The following is an 18,434-nucleotide window of genomic DNA, read 5'->3' on the forward strand; positions in this document are numbered from 1 at the left end:
TTGTGCCAAATTGCCGCTATGCTTCTCAGGGAGGGGATTGAGGCCGCCCTGGCGACGGGCGAGAGCTTCGCCCCTCGTCCCTGGTGCAGCCGGACGCCAAGAGGTAGAGGATGCGTCTGTGAGCGCATCGACGGTGCTGCCATTCCTGGCCGTGTCGGCGCTGGTGATCATGACCCCGGGGCCTGACACCGCCCTGACCATCCGCAACGTGCTGCTCGGTGGGCGTCGCGGGGGCTTCTTCACCGCCCTCGGGGTCTCGGCGGGGCAGGCCACGTGGGCTATGGCGACGGCCGCGGGCGTTGCCGCGCTGCTCGCGGCCTCACGTCCGGTCTTCCTCGCGGTCAAGTTCGCCGGCGCCGCGTACCTTCTGTTCCTCGGCGCCACCATCCTGTGGGCGGCGCTACGGCCGCGCGGCACTGCGCGTGGCACCGCCGTCCCGCGGGCGACGACACCGTTGAGCGCCCGCGCGGCGTTCCGTCACGGTGTGATCAGCAACCTCGCCAACCCCAAGATGGCGGTGTACTTCACCGCCGTTCTGCCGCAGGTCGTGGGAACTTCCCGCGACTCCTTTCCTGCACTGGCCGGGTTCGGTATCGGGTTCTCGCTGCTGACTTTTGCCTGGCTATCACTGTATTCCGTGGCGGTCGCCTGGGCGGGCGCGGTGTTGCTGAGGCCGCGGGTGCGGCGCGCGCTCGAGGCGACCACCGGCGCGGTGCTCATCGCGCTCGGTGTGCGCGTTGCCGCGGAGGCGCGGTAGGGGCGGGCGTGAGCTGCCGCCCGCGTGGGCTGCGCGTCGTCGAGCGGGGGTCGAGGTAGGCGGCCGCGACCGTTCGCACGACCATGGTCCATGACCGATGACAAGTGCATGCAACGCGCGGGTCGCCACGACGCCAAGGCGCGGCCACGATAGCGTCGCGCGGCTGGCGGCTCAGTCCGCTGAACAGTCGTGGCAGCTACGGATGGTGGACGACGGTTCCAGCCGAGGGACATACTGGCCGCCCACCACGGAACGGAGGACCGCAGATGTACGGAACAGTGGCGCGCTGGACTGTCAAGGAAGGCAAGGAGAAGGAGCTCGAGCAGCTCTCCAGGGAGCTGATGACCGAGTCGCCTCCCGGATCTCGCAGCGTCGTTGTCTACCGCGCGGACGCGAATCCACGCGAGTACTGGGTCACCAGCACGTGGGACAGCAAGGAGGCCTACACGTCGAACAGCAACACGCCACAGCAGGACCAGCGGTTCCGGCAGTTGCGAGAGCTCATGGACGCCGACCCCGAGTGGCACGACGGCGAGGTGGTGTTCCCCGAGGGCTGACGACGGCCTAACGTCACCTCCGCGCGCATTCGCGCTCGACCGCGTCGGCAAGTTCCCACGCGCAGTCCATCCACAGCTGCAGCTCGTCCACCGTGGGGGCGAGCTCGTACACGCGGACGTGGCAGGCGCGGCTCAGGCCGTCCCAGACGACGCTGACGCGGCCGGCGAGCTCGCGGTCGTGGAGGAAGTCGCCGAGGCACAGCAGCTGGCAGCGGCAGGTGGTATCGCGCATGCCCGGCGCACGCAGCTCCCACAGCTGGTCGAGCGCGGCCTCGAGCGCCTGGCGCGTCAGCAGTGCCGCACCGCGCGCCCACAGGCCGACGGTTGCCGGGCTCTCGATGCGCACCAGGTCGCGCGCCGCCGACACGAGGTCGTGCGCGTCGTCAGTTGCTACTGGCACCGTGGGTCTCGCGAATGCGCTTACCGAGCTTCTCCGCCGCGCGGACGAGCGACACCATGTCGCCGGAGATCTTGTCGTGCGAACCGCGGTTGGCGAGTCGCACGACGGTCACAGCGTCGGGCATACGCTCGCTGAGCCACTGCATGACGTCGCCGGCACGCGTCGAGTCATTGAACAGTGCCAGGGCCAGCCAGGTGGTCAGCTTGGTCGGCTCCTTCAGCACCGTCTCGATCTCCGACTGGGTGCTGCCGTCGCGGAACATGCGCCGGGTCACCGCCTCGGCGCACGCCGCCTCCAGCGCGTTGCGACAGAAACCAGGGACAACGCGACGCGCCTCGTCTGGCAGATGCTTGCTCTGAGCGACGGCCATGGCGTCGTCGATGTAGCGCGTTACGGGGTCGAGCACCGGCACCAGCTCCACCACCGATCCCTCCCGCCGGAAGACCTCGATGATGGTCGCGGACATCTCGAGGCGACGCACGGCGTCGGGGAGGCGATCGTCGTGGGTGAAGACGAGCACCTGCCGCTCGCGTGCGACGCGGTTCAGGACGCGCGCCAGGCCCTCGACCTTCACCGGGTCCATAGCCTGGACGGGGTCGTCGATGACGAGGAACCGGAACGGCGACTCCGGCATCGACGCGCGCGGTAGGAACAGGCTGAGCGCGAGGCAGTTGAGCTCACCCTGGCTCATCACGCCGAGGGCGCTGCCGTTCTCCCCATCGATGCTGACGTCGAGCGTGAGGCGACGCAGGTTGGAGCTGCCGGTGCCCTCGAGGCGAAGGTCGCCGAGCTGCACGCTGCTGCTCTGGCGCAGCTCCTCCCAGTTGCGCTGCACCTCGCCGGCGATGGGCTGGAAGCGCTGGTTGCGGAGCGACTCGTGCGCGTCCTTCAGCCACGCCTCCGCCGCCTTGAGGCGCGGCAGCTGCGCGCGTTGTGTCTCGGCCGCGCGTGCGTCGGGGAGCCACGCGCTGAGCTGTTGCTGCATCGGCCGCCAGCGGTCCTCGCGGCGCTCGAGCTCGGCGTTGGCGGCACTGCGCACCGCGGCGGTGGCGGCGATGAGGTCGGGCGCGACGGTGTCGAGGTGGGTGGCGAACGCGAGCGGGTCGTCGCCGACAGGCGGTGAGGTCCAGCGGCGCCACTGCGCGTCGGCGGCTGCGACGTCCACGCCGACCAATGGCGCGTCGCCGAACACCGGCGGAGGGGAGCCGATGAGGCGCCGTGCCTGCGCTGCGATCTCCGCGGCGCGACGGTGCACCTCGTCCACGGAACTCGCCTGCGCACGGAGCTCGGTGATGCGCTGATTGGCTTGCACGCGCCACTCGTAGGTGAGGACGCCGGCGGTGCCGCAGACTGGGCAGTCGAGGCCCTCGTGCGGCGCGTGCACCTTGAGTGCCTGCTCGAGTAGGACGGCCGTGTCGCGCGCTGCCGCGGCGTCACTGCCACCGATGCGACCGAGCTCGTCGTTGACCTCGCGGAGCCGAGCGGTGACCTCGCGCACCTGGGCGCGGTCGATGACGGGCAGTGTGCTCAGCTCGCGCAGGGTGCGCAGCGCGGTGTGCTCCTCGACCGCCGCGAGGCCGCCGGCCACGACCTTTTCGACGGCGGCGAGGTCCCATGTCTTGCCGCTCAGCGCGATCCGGACCGCGTGGGCGCGTTCGTCGTCGACCGTTTGCAGCGCCGCGGTGAGCCGGGTGGCGGCAGCCTGCTGGTCCTTCACCTGCCTCTCGGCAGCGAGGCGTGCGTTGCGGAGGAGTCCCTCGGCGGCGGCGATGTCGGCGAGGCCGAGAATGGACGCGAGGGCGTCGTACAGATCGGTCGGCTTACCCTCGAGGATGCGGCCAAGCTCGTTGTGCGAGAGCAGCGGCGGGTAGCGGCGCAGGGCCTCGTCCCAACCCTTCTCTGCGAGGGTCGTCTTCTTCCCGTCGATGGTGAGCACGGACCCTGAGACATCTGCGGCGTCCGGCCAGGTGCGCGTGACCTTCAGAGTTGACGGGCGACCCTCGACGCCGAAACTCGCCGTGATCTTGGGGGGCTGCTGATGGAGGTTGCGCCAGCCCTCGACCCAGACGCGGGGGCGGCCAACCCAGCGCTGGTTGGCGCCCGTGAGCAGCATCTCGAGCGCTTCCGCGAGGGACGACTTGCCGGAGCCGTTGCGGCCCACGACCAACGTGAGCCCGGGGCCAGGTGGCAGCTTCAGGGTGACCGGCGGGCCGATTCCGCGGAAGCCTTCCACCTCGATGGAGGTGAGGAACGTGCCGGCAAGCGTCGGCGCGGTCGTCCTCGGCTTCGTGGCGGCGCTGGCCGTCGCACCGGACAAGACGGCGGTAAGGGTGTCGGACCCCTCGAAGGCGGCGAAAACGAGTTCCGCAGCGTCGGCCTCCTTCGGCGGATGGTCAGCGAGCTGGCGGGCGACGAGACCAAAGAGGGTGGGATCGGGCATAGCTGGCGGTCACTACTCGGTGGACAGGACAGTGCCACCGGCGTTGATGATCTCCGCCCCGCCGCAAAGCTCGGAATGCGCGAGCGCGGCATTCTCGATGAGCCGCCGTTGGAACTGACGGCGCATGTCGAGTTGATGCGCCCTGTTTCCGATCACCACCCCGGGATCCGTCGCGTACTGATACTGCGCTGTCCCACCGCGCTTCAGGAGGGCCGACGCCATTGAAGCTTGGTGTGGAGGTCGAAGGGCCTCGGCTGTGATGGACTGATCGGCATGGCCTTGTCGTCCCTTGGTAATGGTGCGTCTTACCTTGGCGTCGTTGACACCGCTGGTGCTGGCTGCCGTCATCGGACTTGGATTGGCTCGGATCGGCACCTGCCGGCCGGAGATTACCTGACCTCGACTCAACCGCACACCATCTCTGCGTCGCAGTAGCGCGGCTAGGTCCGTTCCTCGTTCCCGCGTCCACGGTGGGGCCGCCGGGCGACAGGCGCGTGTCGGCTAGGAGGAGGATGCGCTAGCTCCGTGCTTGAGTCCATCGAACAGCAAACCCACCAGACGCTCGGAGGCCTGCGCCGCCTCTTGGTCGGTCGACATACAGATGCCCCCGACGGCGCGGAGCAGGTCGGATCCCTGGATGTCGCGGCGAACAGTTCCGGCAGCGACGCCCGCCGCGAGGAGCTTGTCCGCCGCGGCCGTGGCGCGCCCCTTCGTCTGCGCGAAAAAGTCGGCGTTGCTGTGCAGCATCGGCTTGAGCACCGACAGCATGCCCCGCTTGGTGGCGACGTGGCGGACGAACAGCTGCATCCACTCCTCCAGCGCCTTGTCGGGCGGAAGGGTCTCGAGGAGGCGGTCGGCCTCCGCGCAGAGGACGTCGACCTCGTGGCGGTACACGCCCTCGACGAGTGCGTCGCGCGTGGGGAAGTGCCGATAGAGGGTGCCGATGCCGACGCCGGCGTCCTGCGCGATGTCCTCGAGAGGCACGTCCGCGCCCCTGGCGGCGAAGGCGGCGGCCGCCGCACCGAGGAGGGCATCGCGGTTGCGGACCGCGTCGGCGCGGAGCGGGCGGTCTGTGGAAAGCGGAGCGGCCGTGGCCTCTGCCCCGCTCTCGGCGGCTGCGATTTCAGCTTCCACGACGGGTCACCATATACCTGGGTTGCAAAAGGGAGGGATCCTCCGTATACTACCGGAGGAAGCTTCCGTTTCGCCATCGTACCACCTGGAGGTGTCACATGCCACCCACCGAAACCGTCGTCCGGCCAGTGCGCCGGGCCATCCACCCGGGCCTCGTGCTCGGGATCATCCTCACCGTCCAGCTGATGGTGGTGCTCGACGCCACCATCGTGAACATCGCCCTCCCTGACATCGCCAGCGCGCTGAACTTCTCGCCGGCGAGCCTGTCGTGGGTGATCACCGCGTACACGCTGGCCTTCGGGGGCTTCCTTCTGTTGGGCGCTCGCGCGGGCGACCTCCTCGGCCGCAAGCGCGTGTTCATGGCGGGTATCGGCCTCTTCACATTCGCGTCCTTTCTCGGCGGGCTGGCGCCGAACGGCGGCCTGCTGCTGGCGGCGCGCGCGCTGCAGGGCGTGGGTGGGGCACTTGCCGCTCCGTCGGCCCTGGCCTTCCTGATGATCATGTTCCCCGAGGGACGCGAGCGGCTCCGTGCACTCGGCTACTACGCCGCAGTGTCCGTGGGCGGCGGTGCCGTCGGCCTGATCCTCGGCGGCTTGCTCACCCAGGTTGCGTCGTGGCGCTGGGTGCTGTTCGTCAATGTTCCGATCGGCCTGGTCGTGCTCGTACTGGCGCGTCGTTCACTGACCGAGACCCCCAGCCGCAACGGGCACTTCGACATCCTTGGCGCGCTGACCTCGACCGTGGGTGTCACCTCTCTCGCATACGGATTCGTGCGGGCGGCCAGCAATGGCTGGAGTGACCTGATGACCATCGTTGCCTTCGGTGTGGGTCTCGTGCTCGTTGGGCTGTTCGTGGTGCTCGAGCGGCGCGCGTCAGAGCCGATCACCCCGCTGCGCCTTTTCGCCGACCGCAGTCGCAATGCCTCCTACCTAGCGCGACTCTTCCTCGTGGCCGGCATGTTCGGCATGTTCTTCTTCCTCACCCAGTTCCTCCAGGATGTTCTCGGGTACGGACCACTGCGGGCGGGCCTGGCGTTCCTGCCGTTCAGCGTGGTGCTCTTCGGGATGTCGCAGCTCAGCGCGCGGCGGTTGGTCGCCCGCTTTGGCGGCAAGGCGGTGATGGTGGTGGGCTTTAGCGTGTCGACCCTCGCCATGGCGCTGATGACGCAGCTGTCGGCGACGAGTACCTACCTGTGGGTGTTGATCCCGGTGCTGCTGTTCGGCGCGGGCAACGGGCTCGCGTTCGTGCCGCTGACCGGGGCTTCGTTGACCGGCGTGCGCCAGGAGGATGCCGGGGCGGCGTCCGGACTGGTCAACGTAATGCAGCAGATGGGCGGCGCGCTGGGGCTCGCGGTGCTTGTGTCGGTGTTCGGGTCTGCCGGGCGCGTGATCCCCGGCCAGTCGGTGGCGGCCGCCCGGGCTGCATTCGTTGTGGGCGCTGACCACGCGTTCATCGCCTCTGCGATGTTCGTGGGCGCTACGGTGCTAGTACTCGCTGTGGCCATACGCGGGCGGCGCGCGACCGCCCGCGCCGCCGCGGCGGCGGCCGCGGAGCCGGAGTGGGTGCGGGAGATTGGCCCCGCCGCCGCCCTGACGGAGGCCGTCGAGGCCTGACGTCGTCGGGGCCTTCGCATCCCATCCTGCTGAGTAGTAGGGTGGGGTGCATGCCACTTCGATTCGGCCGACAGCAGCAAGACGCGACCACGACCAGGGCAGCTGCCAAGCAGGCTGCCAGGCCCGCGGAAGCGGCCGGTTGGGTGCGTCGTGTGTACGGCGAGCGCGCGTCGGCACTGATCACAGAGCTCGCGAGAATGATGCGGGCTGCCGAGACTGAGGCGAATGTTCCGCGCACCGAGGAGCCGTCGGAGGAACCCGCCGGCACCGACCGGCAGACTCTCCACGACGACCTGCTCGAGCTGCGCAACTTGATGATTGCTGTCGACGTCAGTGAGGACGACCACGACCGCGACCTGCGTCTGCGCGCGGCTCTGTCGGAGGCCATCGGAGCCGCCAGCAGCCTCGCGTCGGCATCCCACAACCAGCCGACCGCGGCCTATCTTCGGGTTGCGAAGCCGGCAATCGACCGGGTCCTGGGCGCAGCTGGCGAGCCCATCGCCTGATACTCGTAGAGCTGGCGCAAGTCCAGCCTGTGTCCGCTTCGCAGCCTTCCGCTTCGTTGGGGCGCCGGTAGAGCACTATCCTTCCAAGCTGGATGTCGCGAGTTCGCGTTGGCCTCCTGGTCCAGTCCTCCTCAAAGCTGAACAAGGTCGACCGCGAGGCCGAGCGCGCAAGAACGACGCTGCTTTCGGCCAAACACTGCGGAGCAGACCACAGGACTTCCACAAGGCTTCCGGTGCGAGCGCCGCCGCGCTACGAAACCTGGTGAGCCGGCTTCTGGGACCGCCTGAGGTCAGCCAGCTCGGACAGGTACCTCGAGCGCTAGCTTGTCACCCTCTAGGCCTTGCGGGACTGCCACGGGATAGCTACCGTTGAAGCACGCGAAGCAGAAGCCTTCACCGCTCGGCTGACCCATCGCGCGCCGCAGCCCGTCGATGCTCAGGTAGTGGAGACTATCCGTCTCGAGCAGCCGACCGACCTCCTCCACGCTGTTGTGCGCAGCGATGAGCTCATTCCGCGACGCGATGTCAATGCCCATGAAGCAGGGCCACATGATCGGCGGGGAGGCGATGCGCATGTGCACCTCCTTGGCCCCGGCCCGGCGCAACTCCTCGACGATCCGTCGCGACGTATTACCGCGAACGATCGAGTCGTCGACGAGCACAACGCGCTTTCCGTCGAGCACGTGCTTCATCGGGTTGAACTTCAGCCGGATGCCAGACTCGCGCAGCTTCTGCGACGGTTGGATAAACGTGCGAGTGATGTAGCGGGACTTGATCATCCCCTCGACGAAGGGCAGTCCCGACTCGTTGGCGAACCCAATGGCCGCCGGCGTTGCGCTGTCCGGCACCGTGATGACGATGTCCGCGTCGGCCGGCGCCTCGCGGGCCAGCTCGCGGCCCATGTTGCCGCGGGACTCATACAGCGACTGGTCCATCATCACGCTGTCCGGCCTGGCGAAGTAGATGAACTCGAAGGAGCACATCGCTCGCTTGGTCTGGGTGCGGCGGATCCTGGTGCTGCGCATCCCTGAGGCGTCAATCGACACGATCTCCCCGGGCTCGACGTCCAACACGAACGAGGCACCCACCACGTCGAGCGCGCACGTCTCGCTCGCCATCACATAGCCAGTCCCACCCGGCGCGTCGACGTCACCGAAGCGCCCCAGCACCAATGGCCGGATCCCCAGCGGATCTCGCGCCGCGACCATCGAGTCGCGCGTCAGGAAGATCAGGCAGTACGCCCCCTCAGCTCGAGGCAGAGCGGCAGCGAGCACCTCATCGAACGTCGCACCGGGTGTCCGGCACAGCATCAGCCCGAGCACCTCGGTGTCACTCGTCGTCTCGAACTGCACCTCCTGCGCACGCAGCTCCTCACGCAGTTCGGCCGCGTTGACGAGGTTGCCGTTGTGGGCCAGCAGGAACGGACCGACCGTGGGGTGCTTGAACAGCATCGGCTGCGCGTTGGGGAGCCGCGTGCTGCCGGTGGTGCTGTAGCGCGTGTGGCCGATGGCGATGTGGCCGTGCAGGTTGTCGAGCGATTCCTGGTCAAAAACCTGGGACACCAGCCCCATTTCCTTGACCATGCTCATCGTGTGGCCGTCGCTGACCCCGATGCCCGCCGACTCTTGCCCGCGGTGCTGAAGCGCGTACAGCCCGAAGTACGTCAGGTTGGCGACGTCCTCCCCGGGATAGTAGATCCCGAACAGGCCGCACTCCTCCTCCATCCGCTCGTCGCTGAGCGGGCTGGGGGCGCGGTGATCCTGGAAGGGATCATCCGCGTGGCGCGCATGGAACTCCTCCAGTGTCATGCGCGCCGACACGTTGTCAGGCAAGAGCGCTCTCGTATGCGGCCCGCGCATCGGACAGCGCGACCTCGAATGCCCCATCCACCTGGATGTGGTCTCCGCCGGTCGCCCCCAGGCGCGTCAGCGGAACCTGGTGCCGTCCAGCCAGCTCTTGCAGGGAGATGGACGCCTCCTTCGCGTGGCTGATGAGGAATCGGGACTGGCCCTCTCCGAAGAGTATACCGGCCACCTCTGAATTGATCGGTACGGCTCCGGTCACGGCCTCGATCGCAATGGACGCGCCCCAGCCCCCGAGGATGCAGCATTCGGCCAGAGCGGTGGCCAGGCCGCCGTCGGACAGGTCGTGGCAGCTCCGAAGCAGCCCCGCCGCGATCGCCTCCAGGACGAAGCTCTGGACACGGCGCTCCAGGTCGAGGTCCAGCTCGGGCCGCGGACCGCTGTTGGTGTCATGGGCGAGACGCTGGTACTCGCTGCCGCCGAGCTCGGCGGTGAGGGGGCCTACCAGCGCGATCTTGTCGCCATCGGCGGCGAACCCGGCGGTGGTGCGCTTCTCGACGTCCTCGATGTGCCCGACCACCCCGATGACCGCAGTCGGATCGATGCTGATGCCATTGCTGTCGTTGTACAGGCTCACGTTGCCGCTGACCACCGGGGTGTCGAGGGCGCGGCAGGCTTCGGCGATGCCCTCGATCGCCTCCTGCAACTGCCAGAACACCTGCGGTTTCTCGGGATTGCCGAAGTTGAGGCAGTTGGTGACCGCCAGCGGGGTGGCCCCGGTGGCGACGACGTTGCGGGCCGCCTCGCACACCGCGATCGCCGCGCCGACGCGCGGGTCGAGCGCTGCGAAGCGCGCGTTGCCGTCGGTGGAGAGCGCGATCGCACCGGTGGTGCCGCGGACACGCACCAGAGCGGCGTCGCCTCCCGGCGGGATGACGGTGTCGTCGCCGACCTGGTGGTCGTAGCGACGGAACACTGGGCGCCGACTACCGATGTTGGGGCTGGCGAGCAGCTTCAGCAGCGCCTCACCGGGCGTCCACGGCATTGACTGCGCGAGCGGGTCTTCGCGGAGCAGAGCGCTGAGTCCGGACGGTCGGAGCGACTCCGGGTGCCGCAGCGGCACCTCATCGACAAGCATGTCGAGCGGCAGGTCGCACACAACCGCGCTGGAGTCGCGCACCACCAGGTGCCGCGAGTCGGTGATCATCCCGATGACGTCGGAATGCAGGTCCCAGCGGTCGAACCACTCCTTGATCATGCCGACGTGCTCCGGCGGCACCACCAGCAGCATCCGCTCCTGGGACTCGCTGAGCATCACCTCGTACGCGTTCATGCCGGACTCACGGCGCGAGACGTGGTCGACGTCGATGTCGATCCCGCAGCCGCCGCGGTGAGCGAGTTCGGCGGTGCTGCTGGTGAGCCCGGCGGCGCCGAGGTCCTGCATGGCCACGACGCGCGGGTCGCCGGCGAGCGCGAGGCACGCTTCCATCAGGCACTTCTCGAGGAACGGGTTGCCCACCTGCACGGCGGGGCGGCGCTCCGCGCTGGTCTCGCTCAGCTCGACCGACGCGAAGGTTGCGCCGTGGATGCCGTCGCGGCCGGTGTCGGCGCCGACGAGCATGACCGCGTTGCCGGGGCCGGCGGCGACGGCGCGGGTGAGCTTGCCGTGCTCGATGATCCCGACGCACATCGCGTTGACTAGACAGTTGTAGCGATACGACTCGTCGAAGTACACCTCGCCGCCGACGGTCGGCACGCCGATGCAGTTGCCGTAGCCGCCGATGCCAGCGACGACGCCGTCGAAGAGATGACGCTGCTTGGGCTCGTCATACGGACCGAACCGCAGGGAGTCGAGTAACGCCACCGGGCGCGCGCCCATGGTGAAGATGTCACGGAGGATGCCGCCGACGCCGGTCGCCGCGCCCTGGTACGGCTCGATGGCGCTGGGGTGGTTGTGCGACTCGATCTTGAACACCGCGGCGAGGCCGTTGCCGATGTCGACCGCGCCGGCGTTCTCGCCCGGGCCCTGGAGCACGCGCTCACCGGTGGTGGGCAGCCGCTTCAGCAGCGGCTTGCTGGTCTTGTAGCCGCAGTGCTCACTCCAGAGCGCGCCGATGATGCCGAGCTCGACACGGTTGGGTTGACGGTCCAGCTTCTCGACCGCCAGCTCGTATTCCTCGAGCGTCAGCGCCACCTCGGCGAGCTCGGCGACGGAGATCTCCGTAGCTGTGCTCACAGAGCGCCCGCGAAGACGCCGTCGCGCGCGAATCCGGACACCACCGCCTGGAACAGCTGCATCCCGTCGCTGCTGCCGAGCAGCGGCTCGCAGGCGCGCTCCGGGTGCGGCATCATGCCGAGTACGTTGCGCTGCGCGTTGACGATGCCGGCGATGTCGTGCATGGAACCGTTGGGAGTGGCGTCACCGACGGGCAATCCGTCGGGCGCGACGTAGCGGAAGACAACGCGCCGCTCGAGCTCGAGTTCCTGGAGTGTCGGCTCGTCGGCGACGAAGCGGCCCTCGCCATGCGAGACCGGGACGCGTAGCACGGTGCCCGGCGTGAGCCCGGTGGTGTACACGGTCGAACCGGTCTCGACGCGCAGGTTGGCCATCTCGCAGCGGAACTCGAGGCTGGAGTTGCGGGTGAGCGCACCGGGCAGCATGTGCGCCTCGCAGAGGATCTGGAAGCCGTTACAGATGCCCCACACCAGACCGCCGGCGTCGGCGAACTCGGCGACCGACTCCATTAAAGGAGCGAAGCGGGCGACCGCGCCGGTGCGCAGGTAGTCGCCGTACGAGAAGCCACCGGGGAGGATGACGCAGTCAGCGCCGCGCAGTCCTTTGTCCTTGTGCCAGAGCATCACCGCCTCGTGGCCGGCGAGCTCGACGGCGTGGGCGCAATCGCGGTCGGACCAGGTGCCGGGGAAGACCGCGATGCCGAACCTCACGTGCCCCGATGATACCGGCGCGCGGCGACTGGCCGCGGCCGGGTGCCCGACGCGCGGGCCTCAGGTGCTCGGGGCGCGCACCTCGCGCAGCGCCTCTTCGAGCTCCTCGGCGGTGATGTCGACGTCGTCGCCTCCACGCGCGCTCAGCTGGCGGGCTGCCTCACGCACGACCGCCGGACTGTCGTCAGCCCGCGCTGCCAGCGCCGTGAACACACGCATCCGTCGCGCCGTGCTGGCCAGGAACAGCGCTCGTTCGTGCGCCCGCAGGACAGCGACCCCGACACGCACGACCGGGTTGGGTACCGCCGCCCGCCGCCACACGGCGTGCACGCGGAACTCGACGACGCCCGTGTCGCGCCACTTCCACACCTCCCAGTCCATCTGGCCCTCCTCCACGTGGCCTTGGAGCGTGCGGTAGCTCCACCCCCACAGGCGCACGTCGCGACCGTCGTGCGACTGGGTGGCGTCGCGCACCTCGCTGACGCGGACGCCGGCGTACACGTGGAGGAGGCCGAGCGCCCGCAGCTTGAGCAGCAGGGTCCTGCCCATCAGCGGGACGTCGGGGTCGTAGTAGGCGCGGACGATCGACGGGTCGGCGAAGGCGTAGCCGCGCAGCAGCGCCCGAGCCAGCTCCCAGGTGCCGCCGGGGACCGGGTCGCCGGGGGGCTCAGAGCCGAGGTCCTGGCAGAGGTCGTCAATCTTCCACCCGGTGGCGGCGCTGGCGTGCTGGAGGTCGCCCGGGTCGAAGTTGATCGGTGCACGGGCGAGCGCAGCCAGCCGCCGGCGGACCCGCGGCGGCCCGAGCAGGCGGTCACGACGCGACATTGAAGTCCGCGATGCGATGCGTCTCGATGTCGACGCCGCCGGTCATCCGGCCGCCGGCGATGCGGGTGACGTTCTCGAGGAACGACAGCCACATGTGCAGCTGCACCTCCTTGGCCATCCGCAGGTGCTGGTACAACAGGTTCGACCAGAAGTCGCTGCTCCGCGCCCAGGACTCGATCTCGAACACGACGCCGTCGTCGTCGCGGGCGCGGAACTCGATCTGACCCGCCTCGAGGTGGCCATGCAGCGTCGCGAGCCGGAACGACGATGGGCCGACGGCGATGACGCGCACCGGGCCGTCCCACGGTCCCGGCATGCGGACCACGTACTCGTCGCCGACCGCCATCTTGGCTCTGTCGCCACGCGTCTTCTGGAAGCTCGCGAGCTTCGTCGGCGCGGCGCTGTTGAGGTCGCACTGCACCGCAGCCATCAACTCCGCCGCGTTCATTCGACCGCGGCGGACGCTGGTGCGGTAGCGGCGATGGAACAGGGGACCGTGGCCCTGCTCGGCGGGCTGGACGTCGGCGGCGTCGACACCGTGGGGATAGGTCGGCGGCAGGTCGCGGCCGTCAGTGCGCTTGGCGATGAGCTCGCGGCGGTGCAACGGCGTCGTGCGCCACATGTAATCCCAGGAGGTGAGCGCGACGCCCGTCGGCCAGCCGAGCGCCGTGAGCCAGCGGCGGCGGCGGTCGAGACGGTGGGGCACGCCCCGAGGCTAGTGGAAGGCCGCCCTACAATGCGGGTGTGATCAGCCGCCAGCTGCACCGTGCTGGCCTGCGCGCGGGCCACATGCAGGCGTTCTCGCTCGCCTCGATCGGGCTGTGCATCGGCCTCTGGATCCGCGCCAAGACGGTCGACCAGGACGAACGGGGCAACGCCGAGAGGCGCGCGCTGTTCGTCGGCCTCTGGCCCCCGACCATCTGGCTGATCGGCGACAGCCTCGAGCGCCACGAGTAGCCGGAGAGGCTCCGCTCAGGCGCCGGTGGCGGCGGGCTCCAGCTGCATCTCGAGGCCGATTCGGTAGTCCTCGATCACCGGGTTGCGCAGCAGCTGCTCGCACATCTGCGTGGCCTTGACTCGGGCGGCGTCCTCATCGTCCGCCTCCAGCTTGAGCTGGATGTACTTGCCGACGCGGACGTCGCTGACGCCGTCGAAGCCCAGCTGCTCGAGACCGCTGCGCACCACCAGGCCCTGGGGGTCGTTGACCACCGGCTTGAGGGTGACGGCGATGGCGAGGTCGAAGATCACGCCCCTCGAGTTTAACCGGGGGCGGGAGTCGGCGGTTTCATACCGATGGGGGATTCCCTGAGGCTGGACAGCGACCCACACTGCTCGAGCAATGGGGAACCCATCCCTCGCCCGTGTTCGCGGCCCGAGGCGGGCGAGAGGCGGCACGGCTCAGGTGGCCGTGGCGGTCGCCAGGCTCCTGATCGCGGCGCTGCTCGGGAGTGCCGTCGTCGCGTGCGGGGGTTCGGGCGCGCAACCGCAGACCACCTCCTCGGCGACGGTGAGGGCGGCGCCGAGCGCCCCGCCTCTCGACGACTGCATCCAGCCGAGCGACCACGCGCGTGAGGTGGTGTTCTCGGCCGGCCGGGAGCAGTTGATCGGGGCAGAGTTCGGCAGCGGGTCCCTGGGTGTGGTGATGTCCCACGAGTACTTCGCCAACCTCTGCGGCTGGGTCGGCTATGCGGAACGGCTCCGTGACCTCGGTATGCGAGCCCTCGCATTCGACTTCGGGTCCGACCTCGTGGCAGACGTGGTGGCCGCGGCCGGTCAGCTTCGGCGCGACGGAGCGACCAGGATTGTCCTCATGGGCGCCTCGATGGGTGGCGCGGCCTCCCTCATCGCAGCGCTGACCGTGTCACCCCCTGTGGCCGGCGTCGCCAGCCTGTCAGGACCATCGTACTACCAGTGACTGAACGCGTCGGCAGCAGCGGCGCAGCTGAGGGTCCCCGTACTGTTCATGGATGCCGCCCAGAGCAGGTCATTTCCCGAGGATGCCAAGGCGATGTATGCCGCGTGCCCATCGCCCCACAAGCGGCTGCTCCTGCTGTCTGGAACCGATCATGGAACCCAGCTGCTGCACTATGCGGTGGCCGCGCAGGCTCAGGCTGCCCTCGACACCTTTCTTGCGAGCGCGGCCGCGTAGCTGATCACTCTCGCTGCGGCAGCTGCTGCAGCACCCAGCGATTGCCATCGGGGTCGTTGAAGGTGACGAACAGCCCCCAGGGCTGCGTGTCGACGTCGCTTGTCTCGACGCCGCGCGAACGCAGCTCCTCCATGGCCGCCGCAGCATCGGCGATGACGACCTGGATGCTGTTCTGCGTGCCCGGCTCCATCTGGGTGATGCCCTCGCCGACGGCGATCGAACACGCGGATCCCGGGGGCGTGAGCTGGACGAAGCGCAACCCCTCCGAGACCCGCACGTCGTAGTCGATGGTGAACCCGCACTTCTGCGCGTAGAAGTCCCTGGCGACGTCGACATCCGTCACCGGCACGAAGATGAGCTCGATTTTCCAGTCCATGGCGCGTCAGCTGAGCTCCAGGTCGCAGATGCGCCGGGCTGCCTCGAGGTAGCGCTTGCGCGTGCCCTCGACGACGTCGGGCGGCAACTCCGGTCCGGGCGGCGTCTTGTCCCATGACAGCGTCTCGAGGAAGTCGCGCACGAACTGCTTGTCCATGGAGGTGACCGCCTGGCCCTCGTGCCACGCCGAGATCTCCCAGAACCGCGAGGAATCCGGGGTAAAGATCTCGTCGATGAGAGTCAGCTTGCCGTCGATGTGGCCGAACTCGAACTTGGTGTCGGCGAGGATGACGCCGCGCTGCTCGCAGTGCGCGGACGCGTAGGCGAAGAGCTCGAGCGAGACGCGCTCCAGCTGCTCGGCGAGATCCTTGCCGACGACGTCGGAGAGGTTGGCGCGGCTGATGTTCTCGTCGTGCCCGGTGTCGTTCTTGGCGGCAGGGGTGAAGCGGGGATGGTCGAGCCTGCCCGACTCGAGAAGGCCGGCGGGGAGCGGCTCACTGGCGAGCGTGCCCTCGTTGCGGTACTCCTTCCAGCCGCTGCCGGAGATGTAGCCGCGCACGACGCACTCGATGTCGATGCGCTCGGCGCGGCGCACGCGCATCGAGCGTTGCAGCCAGTCGTCGCGGTTGGCGGCGGGAACTGCGTTTTGGTCGTCCGGGAGAAGGTGGTTGGGAACGATGTGCTGTGTCTTGTCGAACCACCAGCGCGACATCTGGGTGAGCACGCGGCCCTTGTCGGGGATCGGCGTCGGCAGCACCACGTCGAAGGCGCTGAGCCGGTCGGTGGCGACCATGAGGAGCGTGCTGTCGTCGAGCTCGAACGTGTCGCGCACCTTGCCGCGACGGAAGACCGTGAGGCCCTCTGCTTGTGCTGTGGTCATCACCGGCATCAGAGACGTCCTCCTCCCAACCCCGCCTCGACGGCGAGTTCCTGTGCGACGGGCTCCGAATCCGACGCCCCGCCGCCCTCTGTCGACAATCCGAGCCGCTTGTACGTGTCGTCGATGTGGTGCAGGAAGCCCTGCACGTCGAGCGCGCGCTGCAGCCGCTCGTCGCCGAGCGCGCTGCGGATCTCGTCGTCGCGGTCGACCAGCTCGCGGAAGCCGGCCTCGCCGTCGCGGGCGCGACGGGCCAGCTCCTGCACCGCGCGGTATGCCTTCTCGCGAGGCCACGCCGCATGGGTGATGAGCGCACCGAGGACGCCCTGTGAGAAGACCACGCCCCCAAAGGCGTCGATGTGCGTGCGCATGTTCTCCGGCTTGATGCGCAGGCCGGTCACAACGCGCGTCGCCAGGCGTAGCGAGTACGCGGTTGCCGCGCACGCATCGGGCAGGATCACGCGTTCCGCGGACGAGTGCGAGATGTCGCGCTCGTGCCAGAGTGCGACATTGTCGAGGGAGGTCATGGCGTAGCCGCGCAGCACGCGAGCGAGGCCGCAGATGCGTTCGCACAAGATGGGGTTGCGCTTGTGCGGCATCGCCGACGACCCCTTCTGGCGCGTGCTGAACGGCTCCTCGGCCTCGTCCACCTCGGTGATCTGCAGCAGCCGGATGGTGGTGGCCAGGCGCTCGAGGACCGCGGCAAGGATGGCCATCGTCGAGACGAACGACGCGTGGCGGTCGCGCGCGAGCACCTGCGTCGCAGCGGGCGCGACGGCGAGGTCGAGCCCCTTGCAAACGTGCTCCTCGACGAGCGGTGACACCGACGTGTGCGTCCCGACTGCGCCGCTGATCTGGCCAACGGCGATCTCGGCGGTGGCGGTGCGGAACCGCTCGCGCGAGCGGCGCACCTCGTCGTAGTGGTTGGCGAGCTTGACACCGAGCGTGAGCGGCTCGGCGTGGACGCCGTGGGTGCGGCCCATCATCAGGGTCAGCCGGTGCTTCTCAGCCTGTCTGGCGAGCGCCTGCTCGAGGGCCGCGGCGTCCTTGTCGATGATTGCGGCAGCGTCGCGCAGTTGCGTGGCCAGGGCGGTGTCGACGATGTCCGACGACGTCAACCCGAGGTGGATGAACCGCCCCTCCTGGCCGAGGGTCTCCTGGACGGCGGCGACGAACGCGGCGACGTCGTGGCCCTGCTCGGCCTCGAGCTGGTTGATCCGCTCGACGTCGATCTTGGCCCGGCGTAGGGCGGGGAGCACGTCCTGCGGCACCATGCCGATCTCCGCCCAGCCCTCGGACGCCAGGAGCTCGATGTCCAGCCAGCGCCGGAGCCGTGATTCGTCGCTGAAGATCTCGGCGATCTCAGGGGGCGTGTAGCGGGGAATCACAGCTGCCTCGATTCTACGGACGGCGCCTCATGGCACGTCCTGCGCGACGGCTGTGCAGACCAGGGCCTGGCTCGGGAAGGTGGGGGTGGCAATGCTGGTCCGGCCGCCCCGGCCGTGAAGGGAACCCGGCCCGCGCCTGGCGGCTACCTGACCGACGCCTCCAGCGCGGTTCGAGCGTCGGTGAGCGGGAGGTCGACGACCGCGTTCGGTGAGGCGGTGGGGTCGAAGCGCAGGTCGGTCGTATCCATCGCCAGCGCTGCCGCGGCCTTGCGCGAGAGCGGCGACATGACGCGCAGCATGGCGCGGGGGATGTGGCGCACTGTGCGCGTGTCGCCGCGAAGGCTCTGCAGCTCGGCGACGAGCTGCGTGAACGTCAGGTTGTTGGGTCCGCCGACGTCGAGCGTCTGACCGCGCAGGCCGGTGTCGACGGCGGCGCGCGCCACGACGGCGGCGACGTCGTGCACCGACACGAAGTTGATGGGGTTGTCGCCGCGACCGAAGACCATGGGCTTGGCGAGGATGTCAGCCCACAGCTCGACGAACGCCGTGGCACGAACGATGGTCCATGGCGCGGTGCTGGCGCGGAGGTGCTGCTCGGCGGCGTACTTGGCGCGGAACAACTCCATGGGGCTGTCAGCGGCGGCGCCGACGATCGAGACCAACAC

21 protein-coding genes are annotated in these 18,434 nt (G+C 69.0%); 7 read left to right on the forward strand and 14 right to left on the reverse strand.

The genetic code is table 11. The features are described 5' to 3' along the window. Nucleotides 1–118: 118 nt before the first annotated feature. Both JF886_RS03110 and JF886_RS03115 read left to right on the forward strand, forming a co-directional pair. A complete protein-coding gene (locus tag JF886_RS03110) occupies nucleotides 119–757 on the forward strand; it encodes a LysE family translocator (protein ID WP_337309506.1) in 639 nt (212 codons plus the stop codon). A gap of 266 nt (nucleotides 758–1,023) precedes the next feature. Then, nucleotides 1,024–1,314 carry a putative quinol monooxygenase gene (locus JF886_RS03115; RefSeq protein ID WP_337309508.1) on the forward strand — a complete coding sequence of 97 codons (291 nt, stop codon included), beginning with the start codon at nucleotides 1,024–1,026 and terminating at the stop codon, nucleotides 1,312–1,314. 13 nt (nucleotides 1,315–1,327) lie between these two features. Here JF886_RS03115 and JF886_RS03120 read toward each other — a convergent pair whose 3' ends face one another. The 4 genes from JF886_RS03120 to JF886_RS03135 form a co-directional block, all read right to left on the reverse strand. Beyond that, nucleotides 1,328–1,714: a hypothetical protein gene (locus JF886_RS03120; RefSeq protein ID WP_337309510.1), complete on the reverse strand. Its 387-nt coding sequence runs from the start codon at nucleotides 1,712–1,714 to the stop codon at nucleotides 1,328–1,330. Continuing rightward, nucleotides 1,698–4,154 (reverse strand): AAA family ATPase, encoded by a 2,457-nt coding sequence (locus JF886_RS03125; RefSeq protein ID WP_337309512.1) that lies wholly within the window; start codon nucleotides 4,152–4,154, stop codon nucleotides 1,698–1,700. Before JF886_RS03125 ends, JF886_RS03120 begins: the two co-directional genes overlap by 17 nt. Before the next feature lie 12 nt (nucleotides 4,155–4,166). Further along, complete coding sequence (locus JF886_RS03130; RefSeq protein WP_337309515.1) at nucleotides 4,167–4,502, reverse strand: hypothetical protein; 336 nt, start codon at nucleotides 4,500–4,502, stop codon at nucleotides 4,167–4,169. Nucleotides 4,503–4,655: 153 nt separating this feature from the next. Next, nucleotides 4,656–5,288: a TetR/AcrR family transcriptional regulator gene (locus JF886_RS03135; RefSeq protein WP_337309516.1), complete on the reverse strand. Its 633-nt coding sequence runs from the start codon at nucleotides 5,286–5,288 to the stop codon at nucleotides 4,656–4,658. Between the two features lie 98 nt (nucleotides 5,289–5,386). Here JF886_RS03135 and JF886_RS03140 point away from each other — a divergent pair, with 98 nt between their 5' ends. Continuing rightward, the gene (locus JF886_RS03140) at nucleotides 5,387–6,901 is read left to right on the forward strand and encodes an MFS transporter (protein WP_337309518.1); all 1,515 of its coding nucleotides are present in this window, start codon (nucleotides 5,387–5,389) and stop codon (nucleotides 6,899–6,901) included. A gap of 50 nt (nucleotides 6,902–6,951) precedes the next feature. Beyond that, entirely contained in the window at nucleotides 6,952–7,407 is a 456-nt protein-coding gene (locus JF886_RS03145; RefSeq protein WP_337309520.1) for a hypothetical protein, read from the forward strand. Between the two features lie 290 nt (nucleotides 7,408–7,697). Here the strand turns inward: JF886_RS03145 and purF are convergent, their stop codons facing one another. Genes purF through JF886_RS03170 form a run of 5 tightly spaced genes read right to left on the reverse strand, consistent with a single transcriptional unit; the run spans nucleotide 7,698 to nucleotide 13,686 of the window. Continuing rightward, the gene (gene purF / locus JF886_RS03150; RefSeq protein WP_337309522.1) at nucleotides 7,698–9,239 is read right to left on the reverse strand and encodes an amidophosphoribosyltransferase; all 1,542 of its coding nucleotides are present in this window, start codon (nucleotides 9,237–9,239) and stop codon (nucleotides 7,698–7,700) included. Next, nucleotides 9,232–11,445 (reverse strand): phosphoribosylformylglycinamidine synthase subunit PurL, encoded by a 2,214-nt coding sequence (purL, locus tag JF886_RS03155; RefSeq protein ID WP_337309524.1) that lies wholly within the window; start codon nucleotides 11,443–11,445, stop codon nucleotides 9,232–9,234. Before purL ends, purF begins: the two co-directional genes overlap by 8 nt. Then, a complete protein-coding gene (purQ, locus tag JF886_RS03160; RefSeq protein WP_337309526.1) occupies nucleotides 11,442–12,155 on the reverse strand; it encodes a phosphoribosylformylglycinamidine synthase subunit PurQ in 714 nt (237 codons plus the stop codon). The genes purL and purQ overlap by 4 nt, the downstream gene beginning before the upstream one ends. A 60-nt stretch (nucleotides 12,156–12,215) precedes the next feature. Continuing rightward, nucleotides 12,216–12,980, reverse strand: a complete 765-nt coding sequence (locus JF886_RS03165; RefSeq protein WP_337309528.1) for a DUF1990 family protein — start codon at nucleotides 12,978–12,980, stop codon at nucleotides 12,216–12,218. Beyond that, entirely contained in the window at nucleotides 12,967–13,686 is a 720-nt protein-coding gene (locus JF886_RS03170) for a DUF1990 family protein (RefSeq protein WP_337309530.1), read from the reverse strand. Before JF886_RS03170 ends, JF886_RS03165 begins: the two co-directional genes overlap by 14 nt. 38 nt (nucleotides 13,687–13,724) lie before the next feature. Here JF886_RS03170 and JF886_RS03175 point away from each other — a divergent pair, with 38 nt between their 5' ends. Further along, nucleotides 13,725–13,937 (forward strand): hypothetical protein, encoded by a 213-nt coding sequence (locus JF886_RS03175; RefSeq protein WP_337309533.1) that lies wholly within the window; start codon nucleotides 13,725–13,727, stop codon nucleotides 13,935–13,937. Between the two features lie 15 nt (nucleotides 13,938–13,952). On the opposite strand, the gene purS is transcribed toward JF886_RS03175, so the two are convergent. Further along, complete coding sequence (gene purS, locus JF886_RS03180; protein ID WP_337309536.1) at nucleotides 13,953–14,228, reverse strand: phosphoribosylformylglycinamidine synthase subunit PurS; 276 nt, start codon at nucleotides 14,226–14,228, stop codon at nucleotides 13,953–13,955. Nucleotides 14,229–14,388: 160 nt separating this feature from the next. Here purS and JF886_RS03185 point away from each other — a divergent pair, with 160 nt between their 5' ends. Both JF886_RS03185 and JF886_RS03190 read left to right on the forward strand, forming a co-directional pair. Beyond that, nucleotides 14,389–14,895: an alpha/beta hydrolase family protein gene (locus JF886_RS03185; protein ID WP_337309538.1), complete on the forward strand. Its 507-nt coding sequence runs from the start codon at nucleotides 14,389–14,391 to the stop codon at nucleotides 14,893–14,895. A gap of 48 nt (nucleotides 14,896–14,943) precedes the next feature. Beyond that, nucleotides 14,944–15,129, forward strand: a complete 186-nt coding sequence (locus JF886_RS03190; RefSeq protein WP_337309540.1) for a hypothetical protein — start codon at nucleotides 14,944–14,946, stop codon at nucleotides 15,127–15,129. A 4-nt stretch (nucleotides 15,130–15,133) separates the two neighbouring features. Here JF886_RS03190 and JF886_RS03195 read toward each other — a convergent pair whose 3' ends face one another. The 4 genes from JF886_RS03195 to JF886_RS03210 all read right to left on the reverse strand — a co-directional run. Beyond that, nucleotides 15,134–15,505 (reverse strand): VOC family protein, encoded by a 372-nt coding sequence (locus JF886_RS03195; protein ID WP_337309542.1) that lies wholly within the window; start codon nucleotides 15,503–15,505, stop codon nucleotides 15,134–15,136. A 6-nt stretch (nucleotides 15,506–15,511) separates the two neighbouring features. Then, nucleotides 15,512–16,384, reverse strand: a complete 873-nt coding sequence (locus JF886_RS03200) for a phosphoribosylaminoimidazolesuccinocarboxamide synthase (protein ID WP_337309544.1) — start codon at nucleotides 16,382–16,384, stop codon at nucleotides 15,512–15,514. A gap of 8 nt (nucleotides 16,385–16,392) precedes the next feature. After that, nucleotides 16,393–17,769, reverse strand: a complete 1,377-nt coding sequence (gene purB, locus JF886_RS03205) for an adenylosuccinate lyase (RefSeq protein WP_337309546.1) — start codon at nucleotides 17,767–17,769, stop codon at nucleotides 16,393–16,395. Between the two features lie 143 nt (nucleotides 17,770–17,912). Beyond that, the coding region (locus JF886_RS03210; RefSeq protein ID WP_502711384.1) for an SDR family oxidoreductase at nucleotides 17,913–18,434 on the reverse strand (522 nt) is incomplete at its 5' end.

The sequence above is a fragment of the Candidatus Aeolococcus gillhamiae genome, from assembly GCF_016464765.1.
GTDB lineage: Bacteria > Chloroflexota > Dormibacteria > Aeolococcales > Aeolococcaceae > Aeolococcus > Aeolococcus gillhamiae.